This is a genomic window from Stutzerimonas stutzeri, from assembly GCF_000219605.1.
In the GTDB taxonomy this organism is placed as follows: Bacteria; Pseudomonadota; Gammaproteobacteria; order Pseudomonadales; family Pseudomonadaceae; genus Stutzerimonas; species Stutzerimonas stutzeri.
In genome coordinates this window covers 2,563,903-2,587,058 of record NC_015740.1, presented here as the reverse complement: position 1 = coordinate 2,587,058, position 23,156 = coordinate 2,563,903, and the positions used below count along the sequence as shown (strand labels likewise).

General features: G+C 62.7%; 19 protein-coding genes. 6 read left to right on the top strand and 13 right to left on the bottom strand.

From position 1 onward, the window contains the following. Positions 1-46 precede the first annotated feature (46 nt). The 11 genes from PSTAB_RS11940 to PSTAB_RS11890 all read right to left on the bottom strand — a co-directional run bounded on the left by PSTAB_RS11940 (position 47) and on the right by PSTAB_RS11890 (position 13,706). Positions 47-1,147, bottom strand: a complete 1,101-nt coding sequence (locus tag PSTAB_RS11940) for a polysaccharide biosynthesis/export family protein (RefSeq protein WP_013983101.1) — start codon at positions 1,145-1,147, stop codon at positions 47-49. A gap of 444 nt (positions 1,148-1,591) precedes the next feature. Continuing rightward, positions 1,592-2,359 carry a WecB/TagA/CpsF family glycosyltransferase gene (locus PSTAB_RS11935; RefSeq protein WP_013983100.1) on the bottom strand — a complete coding sequence of 256 codons (768 nt, stop codon included), beginning with the start codon at positions 2,357-2,359 and terminating at the stop codon, positions 1,592-1,594. Beyond that, on the bottom strand, positions 2,352-3,227 hold the full coding sequence (locus tag PSTAB_RS11930) for a glycosyltransferase family 2 protein (protein WP_013983099.1): 876 nt from the start codon (positions 3,225-3,227) through the stop codon (positions 2,352-2,354). The genes PSTAB_RS11935 and PSTAB_RS11930 overlap by 8 nt, the downstream gene beginning before the upstream one ends. Further along, positions 3,187-4,437 (bottom strand): hypothetical protein, encoded by a 1,251-nt coding sequence (locus tag PSTAB_RS11925; RefSeq protein WP_013983098.1) that lies wholly within the window; start codon positions 4,435-4,437, stop codon positions 3,187-3,189. The genes PSTAB_RS11930 and PSTAB_RS11925 overlap by 41 nt, the downstream gene beginning before the upstream one ends. A gap of 44 nt (positions 4,438-4,481) precedes the next feature. Next, the gene (locus tag PSTAB_RS11920) at positions 4,482-5,732 is read right to left on the bottom strand and encodes a Coenzyme F420 hydrogenase/dehydrogenase, beta subunit C-terminal domain (protein WP_013983097.1); all 1,251 of its coding nucleotides are present in this window, start codon (positions 5,730-5,732) and stop codon (positions 4,482-4,484) included. 64 nt (positions 5,733-5,796) lie between these two features. Then, a complete protein-coding gene (locus tag PSTAB_RS11915) occupies positions 5,797-7,029 on the bottom strand; it encodes an oligosaccharide flippase family protein (RefSeq protein WP_013983096.1) in 1,233 nt (410 codons plus the stop codon). Positions 7,030-7,031: 2 nt separating this feature from the next. Further along, positions 7,032-8,219, bottom strand: a complete 1,188-nt coding sequence (locus tag PSTAB_RS11910) for a polysaccharide pyruvyl transferase family protein (RefSeq protein WP_011913609.1) — start codon at positions 8,217-8,219, stop codon at positions 7,032-7,034. 18 nt (positions 8,220-8,237) lie between these two features. Continuing rightward, positions 8,238-9,320 (bottom strand): glycoside hydrolase family 5 protein, encoded by a 1,083-nt coding sequence (locus tag PSTAB_RS11905; protein WP_232244003.1) that lies wholly within the window; start codon positions 9,318-9,320, stop codon positions 8,238-8,240. 133 nt (positions 9,321-9,453) lie between these two features. After that, positions 9,454-11,670 carry a polysaccharide biosynthesis tyrosine autokinase gene (locus PSTAB_RS11900; RefSeq protein ID WP_013983094.1) on the bottom strand — a complete coding sequence of 739 codons (2,217 nt, stop codon included), beginning with the start codon at positions 11,668-11,670 and terminating at the stop codon, positions 9,454-9,456. Positions 11,671-11,683: 13 nt separating this feature from the next. Then, entirely contained in the window at positions 11,684-12,121 is a 438-nt protein-coding gene (locus PSTAB_RS11895; protein ID WP_013983093.1) for a low molecular weight protein-tyrosine-phosphatase, read from the bottom strand. A gap of 157 nt (positions 12,122-12,278) precedes the next feature. Beyond that, positions 12,279-13,706 (bottom strand): undecaprenyl-phosphate glucose phosphotransferase, encoded by a 1,428-nt coding sequence (locus tag PSTAB_RS11890; RefSeq protein ID WP_013983092.1) that lies wholly within the window; start codon positions 13,704-13,706, stop codon positions 12,279-12,281. 375 nt (positions 13,707-14,081) lie between these two features. Here PSTAB_RS11890 and yegS point away from each other — a divergent pair, with 375 nt between their 5' ends. From yegS to PSTAB_RS11875, 3 genes are all read left to right on the top strand, one after another. After that, positions 14,082-14,993 (top strand): lipid kinase YegS, encoded by a 912-nt coding sequence (gene yegS, locus PSTAB_RS11885; RefSeq protein WP_013983091.1) that lies wholly within the window; start codon positions 14,082-14,084, stop codon positions 14,991-14,993. Positions 14,994-15,105: 112 nt separating this feature from the next. After that, on the top strand, positions 15,106-16,038 hold the full coding sequence (locus PSTAB_RS11880; protein ID WP_011913602.1) for a chemotaxis protein CheV: 933 nt from the start codon (positions 15,106-15,108) through the stop codon (positions 16,036-16,038). A 78-nt stretch (positions 16,039-16,116) separates the two neighbouring features. After that, positions 16,117-16,917 (top strand): MOSC domain-containing protein, encoded by an 801-nt coding sequence (locus PSTAB_RS11875; protein ID WP_013983090.1) that lies wholly within the window; start codon positions 16,117-16,119, stop codon positions 16,915-16,917. A gap of 44 nt (positions 16,918-16,961) precedes the next feature. On the opposite strand, the gene PSTAB_RS11870 is transcribed toward PSTAB_RS11875, so the two are convergent. Next, positions 16,962-18,884 carry a transglycosylase SLT domain-containing protein gene (locus PSTAB_RS11870; RefSeq protein WP_013983089.1) on the bottom strand — a complete coding sequence of 641 codons (1,923 nt, stop codon included), beginning with the start codon at positions 18,882-18,884 and terminating at the stop codon, positions 16,962-16,964. Between the two features lie 293 nt (positions 18,885-19,177). On the opposite strand from PSTAB_RS11870, the gene PSTAB_RS11865 reads away from it, so the two are divergent. Both PSTAB_RS11865 and PSTAB_RS11860 read left to right on the top strand, forming a co-directional pair. Continuing rightward, complete coding sequence (locus tag PSTAB_RS11865; RefSeq protein ID WP_013983087.1) at positions 19,178-21,094, top strand: ATP-binding cassette domain-containing protein; 1,917 nt, start codon at positions 19,178-19,180, stop codon at positions 21,092-21,094. A gap of 153 nt (positions 21,095-21,247) precedes the next feature. Then, entirely contained in the window at positions 21,248-21,940 is a 693-nt protein-coding gene (locus PSTAB_RS11860) for a DUF6901 family protein (RefSeq protein ID WP_011913598.1), read from the top strand. A 44-nt stretch (positions 21,941-21,984) separates the two neighbouring features. Here PSTAB_RS11860 and PSTAB_RS11855 read toward each other — a convergent pair whose 3' ends face one another. Continuing rightward, on the bottom strand, positions 21,985-22,425 hold the full coding sequence (locus PSTAB_RS11855) for a universal stress protein (protein ID WP_011913597.1): 441 nt from the start codon (positions 22,423-22,425) through the stop codon (positions 21,985-21,987). 226 nt (positions 22,426-22,651) lie between these two features. Here PSTAB_RS11855 and PSTAB_RS11850 point away from each other — a divergent pair, with 226 nt between their 5' ends. Further along, positions 22,652-23,119: a hypothetical protein gene (locus PSTAB_RS11850; protein ID WP_013983086.1), complete on the top strand. Its 468-nt coding sequence runs from the start codon at positions 22,652-22,654 to the stop codon at positions 23,117-23,119. Positions 23,120-23,156: the final 37 nt, after the last annotated feature.

Below are 23,156 nucleotides of genomic sequence, written 5' to 3'. Positions count from 1 at the left end.
ACTCTGCGGCTTTTCTACCCGATCCTGCGATCAGGCCATGGCGCGCTTAGCGAGACAGGTTGTACTCGGCAGCGGCACCAGTGCCCACGATGCTGGCGGACGGCAGCAGCTGGCTGATGAAGCGGTTCCAGCGGGTAATGTTGGCCGGCCCCACGAACACCACATCCTGCGGCTGCAGCGGGAAGTGCTTGGCCAGAGCGAAGGCGGTCGGTGACTTGGCGTTCAGCTGGAACACCTTGGCCTGACCTTCGGCCATGTTTTCCGCACCGCGGATCACGTACAGCGCCTCGCCATCGGCAGTTTCCTGGCGAATACCGCCGGCGGTACCGACCGCGTCCATCAGGTTCATGCTGGTAGCCTTGAAGGTCATGGCTTGCGGCGACATTACCTCACCCAGCACGTAGACCTTGCGCTGGTCGTTGTACGGAAGGTGCAGTTGGTCGCCGTCCTTCAGGTAGACCTGGTGCAGCCAGGAATCCGGGCGGTTGAGGGAGTCGACGTCCAGCATGTACTCGCGGCCATCACGCTTGAGGGTCAGACCGGTGAGGTCGGCGGTATCGGTATCGACGCCAGCCTGGCCGATGGCCTGGGTGATGGTCATCGGGGCGGTGGTGATCGGTACTTCGCCGGCAGTATTGAACGCACCGGAGACGACCACGCGCTGGCTACCGAAGCGCAGGATGGAAACGTCCACCTGCGGACTGTCGATGTAGTTGGTCAGACGGCGGGCGATGGTGGCACGCAGCTCTTCGATGGTCTTGCCGGCCGCTTCGACGTTGCCGATGTACGGGTAGAACAGCGTGCCGTCAGGGCGAACCAGGCGTCCGTTGGCATCCAGCTGCTGCTGCGGGCCGGACGGCGCGGTCAGTTCAGGGTGATCCCAGACGGTGATGTAGAGCAGGTCGTTGGCACCGATGCGGTAGGCGCTCGGCTTGTAGCCGAGCAGTTCCTGCTTGCTCGAGGTGCCTTTGTCGGACGCGATCTCACCCCGGAGCATTTCCGGCGTGATACGGACCAGCTGCACCGTGCCGTGTTCGGCTTCGGCGCCTTCTTTGAACTCGTCGGGGTCAAGATACTGGCCGGGGGCGAAAGCACAGCCCTGCAGTGTCAGAGCGGAAGTAAAAGCGAGTGCAATGAATGGTTTCATGGTTTGTTCATCCTTGACGGAGTGGTTGTTGTTCAAAGAGTGAGACGGCTTGATTCACTTTTTTGCCTGAGGCGTTTGAATTGTTCTTTCGCCTTTTCAAGAGGACCGGAGTCATCACTCCACACTCCTCAGCGACCAAATCGGATCGGTAGCCAAAGTTTCTCTCCTTCCTGAATGTTCATCTCCAGCGGCTTTTATATTCAGCTACGCGGAAGCGTTTAATTCCCTCCTGGTTGTAAAACGGCAGCGGTCGGCTTGGCAGATTTAATCCCTTACTTGTTTACGCGTGGCTGCAGCATTACGGCCGAGGCGGGACGGCGCTCAATGTTTAGTTCGATGTTGAAATGCCATCCTGTCACGCTCACACAGAAGGGATAGACCGTCTCGATCTGGCTGGGTTCACCGCGGTTCCGTGCAATTCCAGCCATTTTTTCGATGAATGCGTCAGCTGTCCTGTTTTGCTGGCTTGGCTTTGTCCATGCGGTAGTTCTTCTCCCGCCAAAATGCAGGAACAATGAACAGCGCATCATGGACATAACGTTTGACCAGGCGTTTTGGCTCGGAGAGCATGCGATGCAGCCATTCCAGTTTGCAGTTCTGCATCCATACCGGAGCACGCTTAATACTGCCGGTGGCGAATGAAATCGACGCGCCGATACAAAAGCCCATTCCGGTCCGTTCGTGGCTTTCGATCGAACTGGCCAATATTTCCTGGCGCGGTGCACCCACCGCGTAGAACACCAGTTCCGAGGGGTGTTCACGAACGAACTGCAATGCCTTTTGCACTTCATCCGGTCGATTGATGAAGCCCATCGGCGGATTGTGGTGGTAGACCGTGATGCCCGGATAAAGCGCGCGCAACTTGCTGCATTCCTGTTCGGTAGCGCCGATCAGCACGATGCGCAGATGCTCGCGATTGGCCCAGTCGAGCAGGTCCATGGTCAGGTCGCTGCCGGGAATGACTTCCTCGATCTGCACGCCGAGACGCTGCAGCAGCGGCTGCAGGATCCGGCTGTCGCACAGGCGCAGCCGGGCCTTGGCGTATGCCTCGCGCAGGGCAGGGTTGTCCTGCAGCTGCGCGAGGTGATCGACGTTGGGTGTCACGACGAACGAGTAGGGCTGCTTGACCCCCTCGCGAATGCAGTTCAGCAGCGACGCCTTGCTGCCGGTGTAGAAATGCACACCGAACGCGTGGTTAGTCTCGTTAGACACTCATCGTTACTCCCTTGAAGGCGCCCTTGATGCCGGACCAGGCAAGGCTGGGGTGGTTGAACTCCTTGATGACGGTGATCGCCGACAGGAAACAGGCCGAAGCCAGCGCAAACCCCTGGCCGTAGAAGCGCTTGTTGAAACGGGTGGCCGCACGGTTGCGGTAGTAGTGGTAGAAGGCCGAGCGGCCGCCCGAGCTGAGCGAGCCGTAGTGGAACAGGCGGCTTTCGGGCACGACGCGGATCGACACGCCTTTCTTCTTCGCCTGGAACTGCCAGTCGACTTCTTCGGAATACATGAAGTACGCCTCGTCCATCATGCCGATGCGGTCGATCAGCTTGGCCGAGAACGCCAGGCTGCAGCCCATCAGGTAGTCCGGTTGCTCGCTGGTCTGGGCCATGGCTTCGAGGGTCTGGTCCTTGCCCAGCAGCTTCGCCTTGCCCAGCAGCGGGTACAGCTTGCCGCCGCCATAGCACTCAAGGCGGCCGGTATCGGCGCTGAGGATCACCGAGCCGACGAATTGGCGATCGTTCTGCGCGAGAGCATCGAGCAGCGGGGTGAGGGCGTCGCTGTCGACGTAGGTGTCGTTGTTGACGATCCAGAAGTTGGTCACCGGCAGGTTGTCCAGCGCCCAGCGCAGCCCGTAGTTGTTGCCACCGGCGTAGCCGTTGTTCTCCGGGTTGGCGAGCACGGTGACGTTGTGCCGCGGCTGGGCTTCCAGCCACTGGTTGAAAGCCACGACGGAGCCGTCCTGGGAATCGTTGTCGATGACCACTACATGGTTGAGAGCCGGGCAATGAGCGAGCAGGCTCTCAACGCAACTGATGGTTTCAGTAGCTGCCTTGTAGTTGAGGATAAGCGCGACGTTCATGGATAGGTTCCTGGCTGCGGAGGTAACGGGCCCGTAGGGCATGAATGACGAACAACATTGCGATGACCGGCTGGCCGTATTCGAACAGGCCGTTGAGCGGCCAGATGACGAAGAGGGCCAGCATGGTCGCGTAGATGAAGCTCATGTCGCTGGCTATGTTCTTGGCGATGCGGTGATAGACGAACAGCGTCATAGGCACGATCAGGAAGGTCAGGAAGCCGAAGCGGAACAGCGTGCCGATGATGCCGACGTCGGAGAGGAAGAAGTGTTCGCCGAAATAGGGGATGAAGCCGTCCTGCCACATCAGCGAGAGCGAACCGCTGGGTAACCAGTTGACCTGCTTCAAGTGGTCGAAGATCAGGGCGATGGTGACCGAACGGGCGCCGTCTTCCACGCCTTCCAGGGTGCTGTCGTAGAACTCGACGTTGAGTCCGAGAATTTCCAGCAGGCTCGGATAGAAGTAGAACGGCGACAGCAGAATCGACAGCGAGGCGGCCCAGATGATGGCCTTGGCGCGCAGGCAGAACAGGGTGAAGGCCAGGCACAGCACGATCAGCTGGCGCGTCTGGGTAGCGAACACCAGGGTCAGCAGCAGCACCGCGGCGATCACCAGATAGAAGGTCTTGCTGCGCGCCGCACCGCTGATCGGCGACGCCCCCTTCGACCAGATCTGGATGCAGTAGAAGTACGCCAGGCAGATCAGGAAGGGGCCAATGGAGGATCGGTCCGGGCGGTCATCGGAGCGCACTTCCGGGCGCATGTCCGGAATCACGCCGAACTTGAAGCACCAGGAGAAGAACGCGGCAATCAGCGCGGCATAGAGGAATGCCCGCTCGAACTGCAGGGTGCTGACGCGCTTGCCGAGGAACAGCAGCGGCGCGAAGCCCAGAGCCGCCAGTACCCGGCGTTCCTCGATCAGCCCGAAGACGATCGGCTGTCCGTACGTGTAGTAGGCGAAGATCGCCGGCAGCACCAGAAACACCACGGTGGTGTAGGCGCAGTAGTACATGATGATGCGAAACTCACGCGGAGCGTTTTCCGCCGAAGCCAGCAGCAGAATGGTGAAGATGATGCAGATGGCGAGGTACAGCTCGTTCAGACCCTTGATGCCGTAAGGGTTGTGCGGGCTGTCCCCGAACACGGCGAAGTGCAGCACGATCGCCATGATCAGCAACGGAAAAAAGAAGAAGCGTGAACTGAAATTCGTCATCAACCTGAGTCCTTAGGTATTGGTTCCTTGAGCGCCACAGCCCATCAGGCTGTTTCCAGCGCCCGCTTCTTGATCTTCTTGCGCCGCACCAGCAGACCGGTGAACGCCTTGAAGCTCTGGTAGAACCCGATCTCCTTGGCCCCTTTGCCAAGCTCAAAGCCTTTGTACGAAGGGGTTTTGAGCAACAGCAGCTTCATGGCCAGCAGCCGCGGAAGAATCGTCGTGCGGCGGTAGTACTGGAACGGCTGGATGGCGAAGATGCTGCCCGTATCGAACGCCTCCGCTTTGACAACACCATCGGCCTCCGCGTTGCGAAAAAGTTCGCGGCCTTTTGCGGTGCGTACCAGAATCAGCGAGTTGCCCTCGCGCTCTTCGAACGAGGGGTAGCCTTTTTCGTCGCCTTCCCAGCCGTCGGCACAGACGATATCGGCGAACTCACCGATGCCGTCCGGGCAGATCTTGCAGCGGGTCTGCAGGTGACGGTTGAGCACCTTTCCCCAGGAATCGTTGTAGGTCATGGTGCGTTCGTCGCCGTTCTTCAGCGTCGCCTTGGTCAGACCCGGCCAGCCGTCGCCGCGGTAGCGGAAGGCGGTGACGTCCTTGCGCTCGACCTCCAGCTTGTCCAGCACCTGCTCGGTACCCTGCAGGCTCGGGGTGCCGGCGCACATGAAGGAGACGATGTAGGGAATGTTTTCCTTCAGGCGGGGATCGTGCTGCTGCATCTGGCGCACCGCGGCGACGTCGCAGGGTTTGCCGATGAACAGATACTTCTCGGTGGACATGGCCACCCATTTCAGGGCCTCACCGGGGCTGGCCGGCGCGTAGCGCGAGCCGGAGGAGGCGATGATGTTCTGCCGCGAGCGGCTGATGGTGGCGACGTTCTCCAGCGGATCGGTGTGCGAGGCCTGGATCTGGATGACACCGTCGACCAGGTTCTTCTCCAGGCAATACTGCGCCAGCGCGGAGATCACACCGCCGGAAGAGCCGGCCTGGCGGATCTCGTTATCGGTGGCATAGCCCTTGAGCGTATCGAGGATCTCGCCCCAGATGGGGTGGTAGTTGGCCGACTTGTACGGCCGGATGTCCAGGTTCAGCGCCGGGCAGGACTTGGCGAAGGCGGCGCTGGTCTGCTCGTTGGCAACCGGCTTGTTCTGGTACTGCGCATTGAGCACCGGGCGGTGATAGCCATCGCCGGTCAGACGGATCTTGATGGCGTCGTCATCGGCCACCGAGCTGCACATGCCGCAGCCACTGCACAGGTCGTTGTTGAGCACGCGATTGAGTAAAGCTTTCATACCTGCCTTCCCTTGAGCGGCCGGTCGGGCGCGATGCGCGACCGGCAGTATTTAACGAGTTCGGTCATGCGTGCTGGCGCCGCTTGCGGTAGATGGCGAGCACCGCATAACCGTAAATGCCTGTCAGGACGACCATGCCGAGAGTGGACACCCAGGGGGCCGCCTGTATTCCGTGGGACGGAATGAAAATCCAGTAACAGAGCACGGTGATCACGCCCGAGGCGATGATTCCGAAGGTGCGCAAGAAGCCCGTTCCCATGGCCATCAGCTGTACGCCAAGCCCGGCGGCGATGAAGCGCGCGGCGGTGAAGCAGGCGAACGCCAGCCAGAGGGTGTTCAGCTCCGCGTACTCGGCGCCGAGGAAGTAATCGGTGAACAGCGGGCCGATAAAGAAGAACGCCAGCGCGAAGATCAGCCCCATCCCCGTGTATTCGCCGAGGATGCGCAGGCCGTAGCGGGCTAGCCCGGCGGTCTTGTTGTGCAGCTGATAGGCGAAGCGCGGGATATGCACGCTGGCCAGCAGCACGCTGAACGGCACCGCGCCCTGGATCAGCCGCGAGCCGGCGAAGTAGATGCCAGCGGCCTCGCGGCCGGCGAGGTGGTTGACCAGGATGACGTCCAGTTGGGCGAAGATGTTGGTTGCGCCACTGTCCACCGCGAAGCTCGTGGAAGACTTGAAGCGTTCGCCCAGCACCTTCCAGGAATTGCGCAGGATGCCGCCCAGTTCGAGGATCCTCGACAGGGCGCGAAGGGCGAAGGTGGCGTAGATCAGCCGCGACAGGAGAAACGCCATGCCGATGGCCAGCACGTCGTTGCGCAGCAGGATCGCGGCACCGATCAGGACGAAATGCACCAGCGCCGTCGCCACCACGATTCGGGTTTCGCGGTGAAACTGGCCGATGCTGCGAAAAACCGTCAGACCCAGGTCGCCGTAGGACGAAGCGAGCGTGCCGAGCAGGAACAGCACCGCGGCGAAACGCTCGATGAGGTGCAGATCGAGCACGAACAGAATAACCGGCAGCAGCACGATGCAGGCCGGCAGCACCAGCACCGACTTCGCCGCCAGGCTGGCCGACATGATCTCGCCGGCCCGCTCGCGTTCGGCACCGATGTCGCGCAGGGCGCGCATGCCGAAGCCATAGTCGGTCACCAGGGCGACGATGGTCGACCAGGTGATGACGATGGAAATGAAGCCGAAGTCGCTCGGCCCCAGCGTGCGCGCGAGGATCAGCAGGGTGCCCAGCTGCACGGCGGTCCGAGCCGCCGTGGTGACCCCCATCAGGGCGTGGTCGCGCATGGTTATCTCTGATACGCGGCCTGAGGCTGATGCAGCGTCGCCAGAATCTGTTCCAGTGCGGCGCTGTAGGCGTCCAGCTTGCGACGGATGATCGCGCCGCTGGCGGCGACCTCGGCCTTGAGCTGTTCACGGTTGTCCAGGTGCGCCAGTACCAGCTCCAGCGCGCTGTCGGTGTCCTCGGTCTTGAGGTCGACCACGCGGTGGTAGTCCAGCGACTGGTAGAGCCCGGCGAACTTGCGGCTGTAGGCCAGCGGCACGACCGGTACGCCCGCGGAAAAGGCACCAATGGTGGCGTGCATGCGCGCGCCGACGAAGAAGTCCATGCCGCTGATATAGGACTTGGCTTCGATCGGCCCCTTGAAGCGCGGCGCCAGCTTGAGCTCCGGATACTGCTGCTGGAGCTGCTGGGAGACGGTGTAGTCGTCTTCGGCGGGGAACCCGATCGGGATCACGTGGGGCACCAGGTGCACCTCGTGGCCGCGCTCGAGCAGGGTACGGATCAGCCGGTCGGTCAGCGCCTTGTAGTCGGCGCGCAGGCCGAACTGGTTGGCCGTGCCTTCGTAGCCGCCATGATGCAGCAGCGCGGAGACACTCAGGCCCACGGCGAGCTTGCTTGGGTCGCGCTGTTCGCTCTGGCGCTCGAAGGGCAGGGCGAAGGCGACGTCGATCACCTCGTCGCGATTGGGGATGTTCAGCTGCTTGAGCACATCGAAGGACTGGTGATCGCGGGCGAAGACCATGGTGCTCTTCTTCATCGCCCAGGCCGAGGCCTTGGTGCCCCAATCGGACTTGAACGGGCCGATGGTCTGCGGCGACAGGATCAGCGGCACGCGGCCACCCAGTGCCATGCCCTTGCTGACCAGCAGCTTGATCAGGCGCTTGGCGCCATAGATGTCGGAAAAGCTGTCGCCCTCGCCGATGTCGAAGATCGCGTCGCAGGAAGCGATCGCCCGATACAGGCCGTGCGGGTTCTTAAGCAGGGCCTTCTCGTTGAACTCGATGAATTCGTAGTTGAAGCGTTCGGTGGACGGCGGGTAATCACAGGGGCCGGAGGAGCCGATGATCAGGAACTCCGGGGTGATGCCACATTTGCGGGCGGCTTCGTCGATCAGCAGCATGTTGGAAATGCTCAGCGCGCCAACCCCGAGGTTGCCGGATGAGAACGAATGCCACAGCAGTCCGAATTTCATGTTCGAGTCACTCCAGAATCAATCAGCAATTTGCGCAGGTGTAGGGCCGATGGCCGTGCAGTCGTTGGCCAGGTGCTTGCGCATGAGCTCCATCTGCGGACGGTCTTTGCCGTTGCGCGGCTCGATCGCAAGCTTGTAGGTGCCCCAGCCGGGGCCGCCGGCCCAGTACGCGCTGGGCACGCAGTTGTCGTTCAGGTAGGCGAGCAGGTTGTCCATCGCTTGCGCCGCTTCGGGCAGGTCGTCGGGTATGCCGTACTCGCCAAGGAACCCTTTCTGGCCATGCTTCTGCAGCCACTCGATGAATGGCCGCGCGCGTTCGACGCCGATCATCGGATCGATGTTGCGGCTGGTCTGGGCCATGTACTTGCCGGAGAAATCGTCGTCGAAGTACAGGTGCGCCTCGTAGATGAGGCGGTCGGCCGGGTCGTTGATCAGGAAATTGGCGTTCACCAGCGGCCAGTGATAGGCGCTCGACCAGCGCTCGCCCTCGATGAAGATCAGCGTCTGGTCGTCGACTTCGCGGATCGCATCGACCGCCGCCTGGGCTGCGCCCGGCCAGAGGCCCACGGTGCTGTGCGGCTCGTTCATGATGTCGTAGCCGAGCAGGCCCGGGTGACCTTTGAAGCGCTCGGCCAGCTTGCGCCACACCGAGGCATAGGCTTCGTAGGGCACCTTGCTCGAGCCGATGAGTTCGCCGTGATAACGACCATAGTTGTGCATGTCCAGAACGACCTTCTGGCCGTTCTGTGCGGCCAGATCCAGGGTCTTCTTCAACAACCGGATCTGGTCGAAGTTCAATCCGGAATCGAGCGAGTGCTGCACGCGCTCCCAGATGAACGGAAAGCGGATCAGGCGGATGCCCTGATCGGCGTAGTACTTGAAGTGTTTGTTCTCGGGGTAGAAGTAGTGAGTGCCGTTCTTGCCCGGCGTGATGTGCGGGGCGAAGCCGGCACCGGAGATGTTGACCCCGTGCAGGGCCAGGCCTCCTTCGTCATTGACAGGCCAGTCGGCGGCGCACACGCCGACAGCCGACAGCGCGGCCGCCAGGGCCACTGCCAGTCGGGTCGAGCGCATTGCAGGCCGGTTGGAGTGTCTGGTCATCGCTAAACACCTATCTTCAAGCAAAAAAAATGTCCGCTGACGCTCGCAAGTCAGTGTCGGGCAGATACGAAAAAAAAAATGGGGCGGCGTTCGGCATGGCGACGGGGGTTGACCCCGCCGCCGTGCGAATCACTTACTTATTGGCGCTGGCGTATTCGTACTGGTAGTAGCCGTACTCGCCATAGGTGGATGCCTTGCGGACCACGGCGTTGAAGATCACGCCCTTGACCAGCAGGCCGTTCTGCTCGAGACGCCGCTTGGCCGCTTCGATTTCCTTCAGGCCGTTCAGGCCGTAGCGGGTGACCATCAGCGTGGTACCTGCCTGGCTGCCGACCAGCGCGGCGTCGGTGACCGCCAGGATCGGCGGCGTATCGAAGATCACCAGGTCGTACATGTGGCTGATCTCCTTGACGAAGCGCGAGAAGTTCTCGTGCATCAGCAGTTCCGACGGGTTCGGCGGCAACTGGCCATGGGTGATCACGTGCAGGTTGTTCAGCTGGGTCTTCTGGATGGCATCGAACAGGGTGATGCGACCGGAGAGGATATCGGACAGACCCTTGTCGCCATCGCAACGCATGACCTTGTGCAGGTAACCCTTGCGCATGTCGGCGTCGATCAGCAGTACACGCTTGCCGGACTGAGCGACAACGGCGGCCAGGTTGGTGGTGACGAAGGACTTGCCGACTGCCGGGCTCGGACCGGTGATCATCAGGACGTTGTTCTTGGCCTCGATCATCGCGAAGTGCAGGCTGGTGCGCAGGCTGCGCATGGCCTCGGTGGCGAGGTCGGCCGGGTCGTTGATGGTCAGCAGGTAGGATGCAGTGCTCTTGTCGCGCTTGAAGTTGGCCAGGCGCTTCTCCAGCGTGGCCTGCTTCTCGGTGAAGGGAATCGAGGCGTAGACCGGAGTGCCGGTGCGTTCGATGTCCTCCGGGTTCTCCACGCCGCGCTTGAGTGCTTCACGCACATAGACGAAGGCGGTGGCGAGCAGGGCGCCGAGCAGGGTGGCGACGATGACGACCAGCGGCTTGTTCGGCTTGACCGGGTTTTCCAGGTCTGCCGCGGCGTGGTCGATGATGCGCACATTACCCACGGTGCCGGCGCGGATGATGTCCAGCTCCTGGGTCTTGTTCAGCAGCATGGAGTAGGTTTCCGAGGAAACTTCCACGTCGCGGGTCAGGCGCAGCAGTTCCTGCTGGGTCGACGGCAGGGTCTCGATCTGCTTCTCCAGCTGGTCCTTCTGCATCTGCAGCTGGTTGATCTGGTTCATCAGTGCCTGGAAGTTCGGGTGCTGACGAGTGAAGCGACGTTCCATCTCGGTGCGCTTGAGGTTCTGCTCGGAGATCTGCTTTTCCAGGTCGACGATGCGATCGAGCACCGACTGGGTTTCTGCGGTGATATCCACCGAGCGGGAGCCGGTCTGGTACTTGTTCAGCGCGGTCTGGGCAGCCTCGAGGTTGCGGCGTACGGCCGGAACCTGCTCGTTGAGGAATTCCAGGCTCTGGGTCGCTTCTGCAGCGTTACGGGCAACGTTCTGATCGACGTAGCGGTTGGCCACTTCCTCCAGCACGCGGATGGCGTGTTGCGGATCCGGGTCTTCCAGGGTCACGTTGACGATGCCCGACTGCTTGCCGCTCTCGGCGGCGGACAGGCGCTGCTGATAGCTCTCCGTGGTGTTGTAGGTGCGATTCTTGATCACGGTGAAGGTGGTGCCGGGGCGAGCGTTCAGCTCGGCCACGGTGACGCGGTAGCCTTCATTCTCTACCGGCTCGCCGGTGACGCCCTGTACCACGACTTCACCGTCTTCATCGCGCAGGATGAAGCCGTTGTTCTCGGCGGCTTCCAGCGTCAGCTCCTTGCCATGCACCTTGTCCGGTACTTCCATCTGGGTGACCTTCAGCACTTCGCCACCCCAGGCGTAAGCGCCGAGGCCGGTCGGGTACCAGCCCAGCTCGCCTTCTTCGGTCGGCTCGAAGCGCCGGGCCATGAAGCCGCCGATGATCGGGAAGTGGTGGGGCTTGATGATGATGTCGAGGTTCAGGTTGCTGACCGCGCCACCCACCACCGAGCGCGACTTGAGCAGCGCGATCTCGGTCTGTGCCGGCGATACCGGCGGGTTGTTGTTGACCACGTCGGTCAGGCTCGGCAAGCCGCTCTTGGGTTCGATCTGGATCATCGCGCTGGCGAGATAGACCGGTGTTGCGAGCAGCGCATAGGCGATGCCCAAAGCCGCGAAGAAGCCGGTGATGCCCAGAATGAGCATGCGGTTGTTGATGAAGGTGTCAAAGAGGTGGGCCAGGTCGATGTCCTTGTCCTCTTTGGTTTCATAGATTGGGCGGGGCATGGTTGTCATCGAAGTTCCTTCTTCATTTCAGGTAAGGAAGCCAGCTCTCGACGGATTTCGTCAGGAGATTGTGGACATGTTCAAAAGCGGGTTTGGATTGGCGGTAGGGGTCCGGAATTTCCAGGTTGTCCTGCCATTTGCCGATGAGAAACGTCTTGCCGTGGACCTCGGGTGCAATCTGGCGAATGTGTTGAATGTGGCTGTTCTCCATCGCCAGGATCAGGTCGGCCTGGTGCAGCATGTGTCTGTCGACCTGGCGCGCACAGTGGGCGGGGAGTTCCAGCCCGTGGTCCTGCAGTACTTCATGGGCGGTTTTGTCCATGGGGTTACCTACTAGTGCGCCAATGCCCGCCGAACTGATCGTCAGGCCCTGGCCGCTGAGTCTGTGCGCGAACAACGCTTCGGCGGTTGGGCTCCGGCAGATGTTCCCGACACAGACGATCAAAATGTTCTTGAACATGGGTTCAACCTCGTGGCTGCAAGGTCGCAGCCGCCGGGATTCGGCCCGTGATGAACGAATGTGAGATTTTGGGCAGTGTCATTAGTTCCTTCCTGTCACGCCTTTGTGCGGCGTGACTTTTTCCAGTCTTTTCGGCGGCGCGCGGAGCGTGCGTCGATCAGTACACGTCCTTGTTCAGCAGCAGCGCCGGCGGGGTGCGTACGAGGATGTAGAGGTCGAACCAGACCGACCAACGCTCGATATAGTCGAGGTCGAACTCGACGCGTTTCTCGATCTTCTCCAGCGTGTCGGTCTCGCCGCGGTAGCCGTTGATCTGCGCCCAGCCGGTGATGCCGGGTTTGACGCGATGACGTGCCGAGTACTCGGCCACGGCGTCCTCGAACAGCACGCCGGCAGCCTTGGTGGCGGTGGCATGTGGGCGCGGACCGACCATGGACATGCTGCCGAGGAAGACGTTCAGCAGCTGTGGCAACTCATCGAGGCTGGTCTTGCGGATGAAGCGGCCGACACGGGTGATGCGATCGTCGCCACGGGTGGTCTGCCGATCGGCGTTGGCGTCGGACTTCTCGTGGTACATCGAGCGGAACTTGAAGACCTCGATCAGCCGGTTGTTGTAGCCGTAGCGCTTTTGCTTGAAGAGCACCGGACCCGGCGAGTCGAGCTTGATCGCCAGCGCGATGAGCAGCATCACCGGCGCGGCAGCGAGCAGGGCGATGCTGGAGATGACGATGTCTTCCAGCCGCTTGAAGAAGGGGGACCAGCCGCGCAGCGGCAGGTCCGAGGCGATCAGGGTGGGCAGGCCGCCGACTTCGGTGATGCGCTTGTCGGCGTGGCGGAAGGCGACCATGTCCGGTACCAGCAGGACGTTGACCGGCAGCTTGCGCAGTTCGTTGATCAGCTGGCCGATGCGGCTGTCGGCGAACCAGGGCAGGGCGACCAGCACCTGGGTGACCTTTTCCTCGCGGATCATGCGTTCCAGATCGCGGGTGTTGCCGAGCAGGGGCAGGTTGGCCAGTTCCTTCGGCAACCGCTCGAGGCGGTCATCGATGAAGCCCAGCACACCGGTGCGGATGTCGCGATGGTTCTGCAGGTGTTCGGCCACGCGCAGGCCGTTCTCGGTACCGCCGAGGATTACTGCGTTCTGCAGGAACATGCCCCGCGCCATCAGGCGGCGGAACAGCGCGAGCATGGCCAGGCGCTCGGCGCCGAACAGGACGGCGCTGGTGAAGAACCAGAACACCAGGTGTTTGGTTTCCAGGTAACTGAACAGGCCCATGCCCTGATGCATGAAGATCAGGAAGCTGAACGCTGCGGCCCAGGCCACGAGCATGACGCGGAAGCGCAACAGGGTGCTGAACACCTCTTCGCTATAGATGCCGACGGTCTGGAAGATGATGACGCTGAGTACCGCGAAGAAACCGAGGAATGCGCTGAACGGGCCGCTGGCGGGAAGTTCCATGAACGCCAGCAGGAGTAGCCCGGGCAGGATCGACGTGAGGCCGTGGATCAGGCGAATGCTGGCAAGGAAGTAATCGACGAAACTCGGGTGAGCATATTCAAGGGTTCCAACAGACTGTACGCGCATACAAGGCTCCATCCTCAGCTCAAAGCTGGCTCAAATCTCGAATTAATCGCCGCGGAACGCGGGGGATTGATAGCAGGCCGCCATCGCAACCGTGATCGGGACTCCTGCTCCGACCGTGCCTCTCCGGATGAGTTCAGTAGGAGTCAGTGGGCCGCCAAAAAAATGAGCGGGCCCGCAAAATGCGCGCAAATAGCTGTTTTGAAAGCGCTTTGAGCGGTGCCCGAGATGAGCGTGGCGGGCTAAGCAGGACGCGGATAATGACGGGCGGTGCGATACATCGAAGTTTTGGATTAATACCGCTGCGCTTGTTGCGCACAACTTCCGACCCCGGCCCCGGTCTTATGCAGCGGTGCCAATTGCGAGGAATGAACTGCCATGGGCGATGCCAAGGCGCTGCTGATACTGCATGGAAAACAGGCGCTCAACGATGAGGTACGCGAGGCGGTTAGACAGCGTCGCGAGGCGGGGTGGGATCTGGCGGTTCGTGTCACCTGGGAGCCAGGCGATGCGCAGCGGCTGGTGCGCGAGGCGCTGGATGCGGGCTATCCGACCCTGATTGCCGGTGGCGGCGACGGCACCTTGCACGAGGTGGCCGCGGCCATGCTGGAGATACAAGCGGACGCCCGCCTCGCGCTACTGCCGCTGGGGAGTGCAAACGACTTCGCCAAGGCTGCCGGCATACCGCTCGTCCCGGTCGAGGCACTGGGTCTGCTGGAGCAGCCGGTGCAAGTGATCGATATCGGCGAAATGAACGGCCATCCCTTCGTCAACATGGCCACCGGCGGCTTCGGCTCCAAGGTCACCGCGAGCACCTCCGAGGAGCTCAAGCGGGTGCTGGGTGGCGGCGCCTATCTGCTCACCGGCCTGACGCGCTTTGCCGAGATTCATTCCGCGAAGGGGCGTTTCAGCGGGCCGGGCTTCGATTGGGAAGGAGAGTTCCTGGCGCTGGGCATCGGCAACGGGCGACAGGCCGGTGGTGGCCAGCTGCTCTGCCCGCAGGCGATGATCGACGATGGGCTGCTGGACGTCTGCATCGTGCCGGCACCGGCGGATGCCGTCGGGACCCTGGGCACGCTGCTCAGCGGTGGTCTGCTTGGGGTCGATGCGGTGTCGGTCAGTGCCCGGGTGCCCTGGCTCGAGGTCGAGGCGCCGACGGCGATCAACATCAATCTGGACGGCGAACCCTTCACAGGCGCCAGTCTGCGCTTCGATGTCCGCCCGCGGGCTTTGCGCCTGCACGTGCCCCCGGAGTCGCCGCTGCTGCAACGAAATCTCCGGGCGCAGTGATATGGGCGAAGCCGGCAGCCGGTAAGCTGGGAAAAAAGTGGTGAACGGTACATAAAGCCGAAGGGGATGCGGCCGATATGCCTCTTACCATGTTTTCCCAAGGAGCCTGGAAATGGCCGGCATTCTCGATTCAGTCGATCAACGCACCCGCCTCGTGGGGCAGAATCGCCTGGAAATTCTCATGTTCCGGCTCGGCGGGCGGCAGAAGTTCGCCATCAACGTCTTCAAGGTGCAGGAAGTTGTCCAGCTGCCGAAGATGACGCTGATGCCGCACCGACACAGTTCGGTGTGCGGCGTGGTCAACCTGCGCGGGCAGACCCTGCCGGTGGTCGATCTGTCGCGAGCCATCGGCCTGCGGCCGCTGGTGCCGGACGAGCGCAGCACCATCATCGTCACCGAGTACAACCGCACCGTGCAGGCCTTTCTGGTCGGTGGCGTGGACCGCATCGTCAACCTGAACTGGGAAGCGGTGATGCCGCCGCCGACTACCGCCGGCCGGCAGCACTACCTGACTTCGATCACCAAGGTCGACGATGAGCTGGTGGAAGTGATCGACGTGGAGAAGGTGCTCGCCGAGATCGTCCCCTATGACACCAACATCTCCGCCGAGCGGCTGGCCGATCCGATCCTCGAGCGTGCTCGTGGCCGGGAAGTGCTCTGTGTGGACGATTCCTCGGTGGCCTTGGCTCAGCTGCGCGAAACCCTCAGCCAGCTCGGCCTGAAGATCCACACCGCAAGCGACGGCTTGAAGGGCCTGAACATGCTCAAGGCGTGGGCCGACGCCGGCGAAGTGCTCACCGACAAGCTGCTCATGGTGTTCACCGATGCCGAGATGCCGGAGATGGACGGCTATCGCCTGACCACCGAAATTCGCCACGATCCGCGTCTGCGGGACCTCTATGTGGTGCTGCACACGTCTCTGTCGGGTAGCTTCAACCTGGCCATGGTGCAGAAGGTCGGTTGTGACAACTTCCTCTCCAAGTTCCAGCCGGAAAAACTGGTGGACGTGATCCAGGACCGCCTGAAGCTGGACGAGCAGGCCTGACAGCCCGCCTGCAGCCGGCTGCTGAACCACGCAGCCGCCCCTGCTATGCTGCTGCGCTTTCCCCCAAGGAGGCGCAGCATGCATCTCTCCTCGCTCTATCGCTTCCCTCTCAAGTCGGCGGCTGGCGAATCGCTGCAGCGCTGCGCCAGCGATTCGCTTGGTCTGCTCGGCGATCGGCGCTGGATGGTGGTTGCCGCCGGCACCGGGCGCTTTCTCACCCAGCGCATACTGCCGCGTATGGCTTTGCTGCAGGCGCATTGGCAAGGCGATACAGCGTTGAAGCTGGCGGCGCCCGGCATGCCGGAGCTGCTGGTGCGAGTACCGGATGACAAGACGATGCGTTGTGTGCAGGTCTGGAGCGCCAATCCGGTGGTACCGGATGCTGGTGAGACCGCAGCGGCCTGGCTCTCGGACTTTCTCGGGCAGGCCTGCCGGCTCGTGTACCTGCCGGAGGACGACGGCATTCAGGTCGATCTGGATTATGCGCGGCTCGGCGAGCGTACGGCCTTCAGTGACGGGTTTCCCTTTCTGCTGATCGGTCAGGCGTCGCTGGACGATCTGGCCCGACGTGTAGGGCGTCCACTGGAGATGCTGCGCTTTCGACCGAACCTTGTCGTCAGCGGGGCCGAGCCCTATGCCGAGGATGGCTGGAAGCGCATCCGTATCGGCCAGCTGACCTTCCGTGTGGTCAAGCCCTGTTCGCGCTGCGTCATCCCCACGCTCGACCCGGCCACTGGCGAGCGCGCGCCCGATCGGGAGCCACTGAATACGCTGCTGTCGTATCGCAAAGGGCCGGGCGGGGTGTTCTTCGGCCAGAATCTGATCGCCGAAGGGCGCGGCGAGCTGGAAGTCGGAATGCCGGTCGAGCCGCTGGAGTGAGAAACGGCCGGCCCGGACGGTGTGCCGTCCGGGCCGGCTGCGCGTCACTGCGATTCGAAATAACGCTCGTGCCACTCCACCAGCGGTTGGGGTGAATTCAGCTTCTGCCCGTAGATCACCGAGTAGGTCAGCACGTTCTGCACGTACTGGCGGGTCTCGTCGAACGGAATGTTCTCTACCCACACATCGAACGACAGGTGCTCGGCGTTGCGCAGCCACTGGCGCACACGACCGGGGCCGGCGTTGTAGGCAGCCGAGGCCAGTACACGGTTGCCGTTGAACTGCCCGTAGATCTGGCTGAGATAGGCAGTGCCCAGCTGGATGTTGGTGGTGGGGTTCAGGACCTGCTGCGGCGAAGCCAGCGGGATGTTGAAGCGCTTGGCGGTTTCCTTGGCGGTCGCCGGCATCAGCTGCATCAGACCGGTGGCCCCGACATGGGAGCGGGCATCGGCCATGAAGGCGCTTTCCTGGCGGGTTACGGCGAACGCCCAGCTGGGATGGATCTCCCGCGCCCGCGCGGCCTGTACCAGGGTGTTGCGGTGGGCCATGGGGAAGCGGATATCCAGATCGTCCCAGTACTGCGCCTGGCTGATGGTGCGGATGGCCGGGAAGTACCACTCCTTTTCATAGGCGATGCGTGCCTGCGCGACCATCTCGTCGCGGCTGAACAGCCGACTGACGTGATACCACTCGCGGCGGCCATCGACGATCTGCCCGCGGTCGTAGAATTCCAGTGCGCGGCGAATACCGGCGGTATTGCGGACCTTCTGCACGACCTTCGGATCGAGCGCCAGTGGCTGATGGTTCAGCTTGTACGGCGCCTGGATGCGGTCGGCCGACAGGAAGCCGTAGAAATCCCGCTCTTCGGCCACCGGCTTATAGAGCAGGGCCGCCTGCTTGCTCTCCGGTTTGGCCAGCTGCAGGCTGCGCGCCTGCCAGTAGCGCCAGCGATTGGTATTGGCCAGTTCATCGGGAAAACGCTGTGTCAGCCGGTACGCTTCATCCCACTGGCCCTGGCGCAGCAGCAGACGGGTGCGCCACTCGGTTACGGTGTTGTCGCGCAGCTCGGGATCGTACTCGGCCATCACCTTGAGCGCGCGGCTGTCGAAGCGCTTGGCCAGGGTCAGCCCGATCTGCCGGGCAATGGCGACCTTTTCCTCGGGCGAAAACGCAAAGCGGCGTGCGTAGCCGTCGAGCAGATTGAGCGCCTGCTCCGGGTCCTGGCGCGCGAGGCGCCGCAGGCCGATCGAAACGACGTCGGCCATCGCTGGGCTGGTCGGCGAGAAGCGTTCAGACTGGCGAAGCATCTGAGGTTTCTGCGCCACGTCGATCATCAGCTGACCCTGGCTCTGCAGCGTAGGCAGACGTTTCACCAGGAAGCTGGCGACCCCGTAATTGCCGCTCTCCACGGCCAGCTTGGTGCGCTTCCAGCGCCGGTCTTCGGTCAGGAGACCCTTGGATTCCCAGAGCTCGAACAGCGGGTCGCAGGAGTTGTGCTGCGACTTGCCAACCAGCCACAGCCGCTCGGTCGCGGCGTCGGCGCCCGGGAGACCGTTGCGCAGCTGATACTGCGCGAACAGGCAGTCCAGCTCGGTGAAGTTCATCTTCGGATCGTAATAGCGGGTAAAGGTCTGCCAGTCGCCGCGGGCGGCCAGCAGGCGCAGCCAGCGCAGCTTCATCCAGTTGATCTGAGGCAGGTCGCCGTGTTCGGCTAGAAACTTCTCGACTTCCTGATTGCTGGCCGACTTCAGCCGGTGGGTCAGCTCGTCATAGGCGAGGTAGGGCTCGAGCGGATAGTCGCGCAAGGCGCTCTGGTAACGGCGATAGGGGCCTGCATCGCCCTTGGCCAGGGCCTGCTTGGCCTCATCGTAATACTGGCGTTGCTGGCTGAGACTGGCGGCGGACGCATCCAGGCCAATGGCAGAAACGAACAGGCAGAAACACAAACTGGAGAGTCGGCCGCGCATGGTACATCCGTAAAACGGGGGGCGTTGAGATGACAGGCGACGTGCTGTACCGGGCGGCACAGGAGACGGCCTGCTGCAGGAGCTAGCTTAGCTTGCCGCACCGGCCAGTTAAACGAGCATTAAGCTCCGGTAACAAACAAAACCACTCTTCCGACGAGCGTACGGCGACAGGGGCGCAAGTCGCCGACAGACGGGAGGCCGGCGCGCCCGCTCGGCAGCGATAAATCATCGGATCCGACCGGGTTCATGGTCGCCATCCTGCTAGAATGCGCGCCCTGTTTTCGGAGGTAGCCATGACCCTGCTCAATTTCACCGATGTATCTCTCGCCTACGGCACCACGCCGTTGCTGGATGGCGTGTCCTGGCAGATCGCGCGGGGCGAGCGGGTCTGCATCATCGGCCGCAACGGGACGGGCAAATCCAGCATGCTGCGCCTGGTCAAGGGCGATCGCAGCGCAGACGACGGCGAAATCTGGCGCGCGCCGGGACTGAAGATCGGCGAGCTGCCACAGGAGCTGCCGCGGGCCGACGACCGCACGGTCTTCGATGTGGTCGCCGAAGGCCTGTCCGGGGTAGGCGAGCTGCTCGCCGAGTACCATCACCTGAGCATGAACATTCAGGATCAGGACGACCTCGACAAGCTCATGCATGTTCAGCAGGCCCTGGAAGCCAAGGATGGCTGGCGCTTGCAGCAGCTGGTGGAAAGCACGCTCAGCCGCCTGCAGCTGCCCGCCGATCGCACCCTTGCCGAGTTGTCCGGAGGCTGGCGGCGGCGAGTGCTGCTGGCTCAGGCGCTGGTGTCCGAACCCGACCTGCTGCTGCTCGACGAACCCACGAACCACCTGGACATCGGCGCCATCGCCTGGCTGGAGGAAGCGCTGACCGGCTTCAACGGTGCCGTGCTGTTCATCACCCACGACCGCGCCTTCCTGCAGAACCTGGCGACCCGCATTCTGGAGCTGGACCGTGGCCACCTGATCGACTGGAACGGCGATTACGCCAGCTTCCTGGTGCACAAGGAACAGCAGCTGGCCGCGGAGGAAACCGCCAACGCCCTGTTCGACAAGAAGCTCGCCCAGGAGGAAGTGTGGATTCGTCAGGGCATCAAGGCGCGGCGCACCCGCAACGAAGGCCGGGTGCGTGCCCTCAAGGCGCTGCGTGCCGAGCGCAGCGAGCGCCGTAATGTGCAAGGCAAGGCGACTTTCCAGGTGGAAACCGCGGAAAAGTCCGGCAAACAGGTTGTCGTTGCCGAGCACATCAGCTTCGCTCATCCGGGCGGCGAACCGCTGATCCGCGACTTTTCCCTCGTCATTCAGCGCGGCGACCGCATCGGCCTGCTCGGCGCCAACGGTACCGGCAAGACCACGCTGCTCAAGCTGCTGCTGGGTGAACTGCAGCCCAGCAGCGGCTCGATCGAGTTCGGCACCAAGCTGGAAGTGGCGTATTTCGACCAATTGCGTCACAAGCTGGAGCTGGAGAAGACCGTGGTGGACAACCTCGCCGAAGGCCGCGAATTCATCACCATCGATGGGCAGAATCGCCACGTGCTGAGCTACCTGGGCGACTTCCTGTTCAGCCCGCAGCGGGCGCGCACGCCGGTCAAGGCGCTGTCCGGCGGTGAGCGGGCACGGCTCTTGCTGGCGAAGCTGTTCAGCAAGCCGGCCAACCTGCTGGTGCTCGACGAGCCGACCAATGATCTCGATGTGGAAACCCTCGAACTGCTCGAAGAGGTGCTGCTCGGCTTCCAGGGCACGGTGCTGATGGTCAGCCACGATCGGGCCTTCCTCGACAACGTGGTCACCAGCACGCTGGTGTTCCAGGGCGGTGGCGAGGTGCGCGAGTACGTCGGTGGCTATCAAGACTGGCTGCGCCAGGGCGGTTCGCCGCGTCTGCTGGGCGTTGCCGACTCCGCTGCGCAGGCGAAGGAGGCCGGCAAGGCGCAGGGGGCAGCGCCTGCTCCCGCTCCGACGCCGGCCGAAGCGGCACCGGTGAAGAAGAAGCTCAGCTACAAGCTGCAGCGCGAACTGGAGGCGCTGCCGGGCAAGATCGATGAGGCCGAGAAGGCCATCGAGGCGCTGCAGGCGGACATTTCCGATCCGGCGTTCTATCAGCAGGCGCCCGAGGCGACCGCCGCGGCGCTGGCCCGCCTCGAGGCGCTACAGCTCGAGCTCGACGGGCTGCTGGAGCGTTGGGCCGAACTCGAGGAGTGATCGCACGCTGTGGGCCCCGGCGGCGCCCGGAAGACGGGAGCCGCTGCACGGCGGAGCGGGTCCCGGTCACGGCTTATGAGATGGATCAATGCCATGCGCGCTGGCGCGTAGTTAAGTATCCGGAAAAGGATCAGCAGTCATGATGGAGCGTTAATGGCAATCGAATACCGCATCACCCTGGATGACGAACACGATTTCAGTTACCGGATCGAGCTGGATCGTGATTACGACCAGGAGGCCGCCGCCCAGGCGCCGAAATGGACCCGCCTCGATCATCAGCGTTGCTCCAACTGCCCGCTCAGCAAGGACGATTTCAGCCATTGTCCCGCCGCCGTGGACCTGCATCGGGTAATCGAGGACTTCCAGGGGCTGCCCGCCGTGCAGAAGGCTCTGGTCTGGGTGCGTACCCCCGAGCGCGAATACACCAAGCAGGTCGGACTGGACGAGGGCTTGCGGGCGCTGCTCGGAGTGATCATGGCGACCAGTGCCTGCCCGGTGCTCGGCCGGCTCAAACCCATGGCCAAGCAGCATCTGCCGTTCGCCAGCAACCATGAGTTCGTGCTGCGGGCCGTGTCGCTCTACCTGGCGCGACAGTATTTCAATCTGCGCGAAGGGCGCCATGCCGATTGGGAGCTGCGGGGGCTGGTGCGCTCATTCCAGCAACTGCAGCTGGTCAACCAGGCGTTCTGGCAGCGCATTCACGATACCTGTCACGCCGACTCCAACCTCAAGGCCTTTCTGACCTTCTTCTCGATGGCGTCCAGCCTGACCTATTCGCTGGAGACGCAGCTGCAGAAGATCCGCCCCTTGGTGATGAGCGCGGGCGAGGGCGTGGAGCTCTTCTGATCACCGCTACCGCGCAGCGCCATCACGCTGCGCGGTCGGGGCTGTCATTCCGTTTTTTTCAGGCGCACGGCCAACACGTCGCACGGCGCGCCATGCAGGATGTCGTTGGCGGTGGAGCCGAGCAGCAGCGCAAGGCCGTGGCGGCCGTGGCTGCCGACCACGATCAGGTCGCAGCGCTGCTCCTTGGCCAGCCGATGCACTTCCTGGCGAGGCTGCCCATAAGCCAGGTGGCGATTTTCCGGAGCGAGGCCAGGATAGCTGTCGGCAAAGCCGTTCATGCGCTCGCGGGCCTGATCGAACTGCTGTTGCTGCAGCATCGAAAGGTCCATCGGCACGTCACCGCCGAACGCCATGGCCATCGGTTCGATGATATGCACCAGGCTCAGTTTGGCATTGGAGGTGCTGGCGAGCGACTGCGCGCGGGCGACAACCGGATGGCATTCTTCGGTCAGGTCGATGGCGACCAGTATGTGTTGGTAGGGCATGGCGCGTTTCTCCTTGCGTGCCGGTCGCCAGAGGCGGTGGTCGTCCCGGCGGTATCTGGGTGATTACCCTTTCGTTTAACAGGTTTATACGACCTTGCGTCGGCCCCCGCCAGTGGCTTGTTGTCACCATCGATGACGGTGACCGGGCAGGGGCTGCTATCATGGCCGCCTTCTTTTTTGCGTCGCTGTCATGCTCGCCGCGTCGCCGCAGGTACGAGAAACGCCAATGCCGATGTTCGAATCCGATTATTCGCTTGCCTGGGCCCTGTACGGGCTAGCCGCGCTGGGCTGCCTGTTGTTCTGGTTCCGGGTGACGCGCTGGATGTGGCGCTGGTTGCGCGAGCCGCTGCGATTGATCGCGGCCGTGCTGCTGTTCACGCCGACCATCGTCGACCCGGCGAAGGAACTGTTCGCGCCCGCCGTGGCCATTACTGCCATGGACCTGGCGTTCAAGGTCGGCAACAACGCCTGGCGAGCGGTGGCGGATCTTGCGATGTACGGCTTGATCGCCTTCGCGCTGTATCTGCTGCTGGTCGCCATTCGCTGGCCGCTGGAGCGCAGATACGGCCGGCGCGAAGAAGCCGTTGCGGACGAGGACCCACGCACGCTGCGCGAGCGCATGGAAGATGAGCACGATGATGAGCCGGACTACACCCCATCGCGTGGCCGGATGCGCACCGAGCCGCGGATCTGAGCGCAGCCAAACATAGGTTACGAACCCCCATCGGGAG

Coding starts and splice junctions, on each gene's coding strand:
- PSTAB_RS11940 (WP_013983101.1), bottom strand. CDS start 1,147: ATGAAACCATTCATTGCACTCGCTTTTACTTCCGCTCTGACACTGCAG.
- PSTAB_RS11930 (WP_013983099.1), bottom strand. CDS start 3,227: ATGAACGTCGCGCTTATCCTCAACTACAAGGCAGCTACTGAAACCATC.
- PSTAB_RS11925 (WP_013983098.1), bottom strand. CDS start 4,437: ATGACGAATTTCAGTTCACGCTTCTTCTTTTTTCCGTTGCTGATCATG.
- PSTAB_RS11920 (WP_013983097.1), bottom strand. CDS start 5,732: ATGAAAGCTTTACTCAATCGCGTGCTCAACAACGACCTGTGCAGTGGC.
- PSTAB_RS11915 (WP_013983096.1), bottom strand. CDS start 7,029: ATGCGCGACCACGCCCTGATGGGGGTCACCACGGCGGCTCGGACCGCC.
- PSTAB_RS11910 (WP_011913609.1), bottom strand. CDS start 8,219: ATGAAATTCGGACTGCTGTGGCATTCGTTCTCATCCGGCAACCTCGGG.
- PSTAB_RS11905 (WP_232244003.1), bottom strand. CDS start 9,320: ATGACCAGACACTCCAACCGGCCTGCAATGCGCTCGACCCGACTGGCA.
- PSTAB_RS11900 (WP_013983094.1), bottom strand. CDS start 11,670: ATGACAACCATGCCCCGCCCAATCTATGAAACCAAAGAGGACAAGGAC.
- PSTAB_RS11895 (WP_013983093.1), bottom strand. CDS start 12,121: ATGTTCAAGAACATTTTGATCGTCTGTGTCGGGAACATCTGCCGGAGC.
- PSTAB_RS11890 (WP_013983092.1), bottom strand. CDS start 13,706: ATGCGCGTACAGTCTGTTGGAACCCTTGAATATGCTCACCCGAGTTTC.
- yegS (WP_013983091.1), top strand. CDS start 14,082: ATGGGCGATGCCAAGGCGCTGCTGATACTGCATGGAAAACAGGCGCTC.
- PSTAB_RS11880 (WP_011913602.1), top strand. CDS start 15,106: ATGGCCGGCATTCTCGATTCAGTCGATCAACGCACCCGCCTCGTGGGG.
- PSTAB_RS11875 (WP_013983090.1), top strand. CDS start 16,117: ATGCATCTCTCCTCGCTCTATCGCTTCCCTCTCAAGTCGGCGGCTGGC.
- PSTAB_RS11870 (WP_013983089.1), bottom strand. CDS start 18,884: ATGCGCGGCCGACTCTCCAGTTTGTGTTTCTGCCTGTTCGTTTCTGCC.
- PSTAB_RS11865 (WP_013983087.1), top strand. CDS start 19,178: ATGACCCTGCTCAATTTCACCGATGTATCTCTCGCCTACGGCACCACG.
- PSTAB_RS11860 (WP_011913598.1), top strand. CDS start 21,248: ATGGCAATCGAATACCGCATCACCCTGGATGACGAACACGATTTCAGT.
- PSTAB_RS11855 (WP_011913597.1), bottom strand. CDS start 22,425: ATGCCCTACCAACACATACTGGTCGCCATCGACCTGACCGAAGAATGC.
- PSTAB_RS11850 (WP_013983086.1), top strand. CDS start 22,652: ATGCCGATGTTCGAATCCGATTATTCGCTTGCCTGGGCCCTGTACGGG.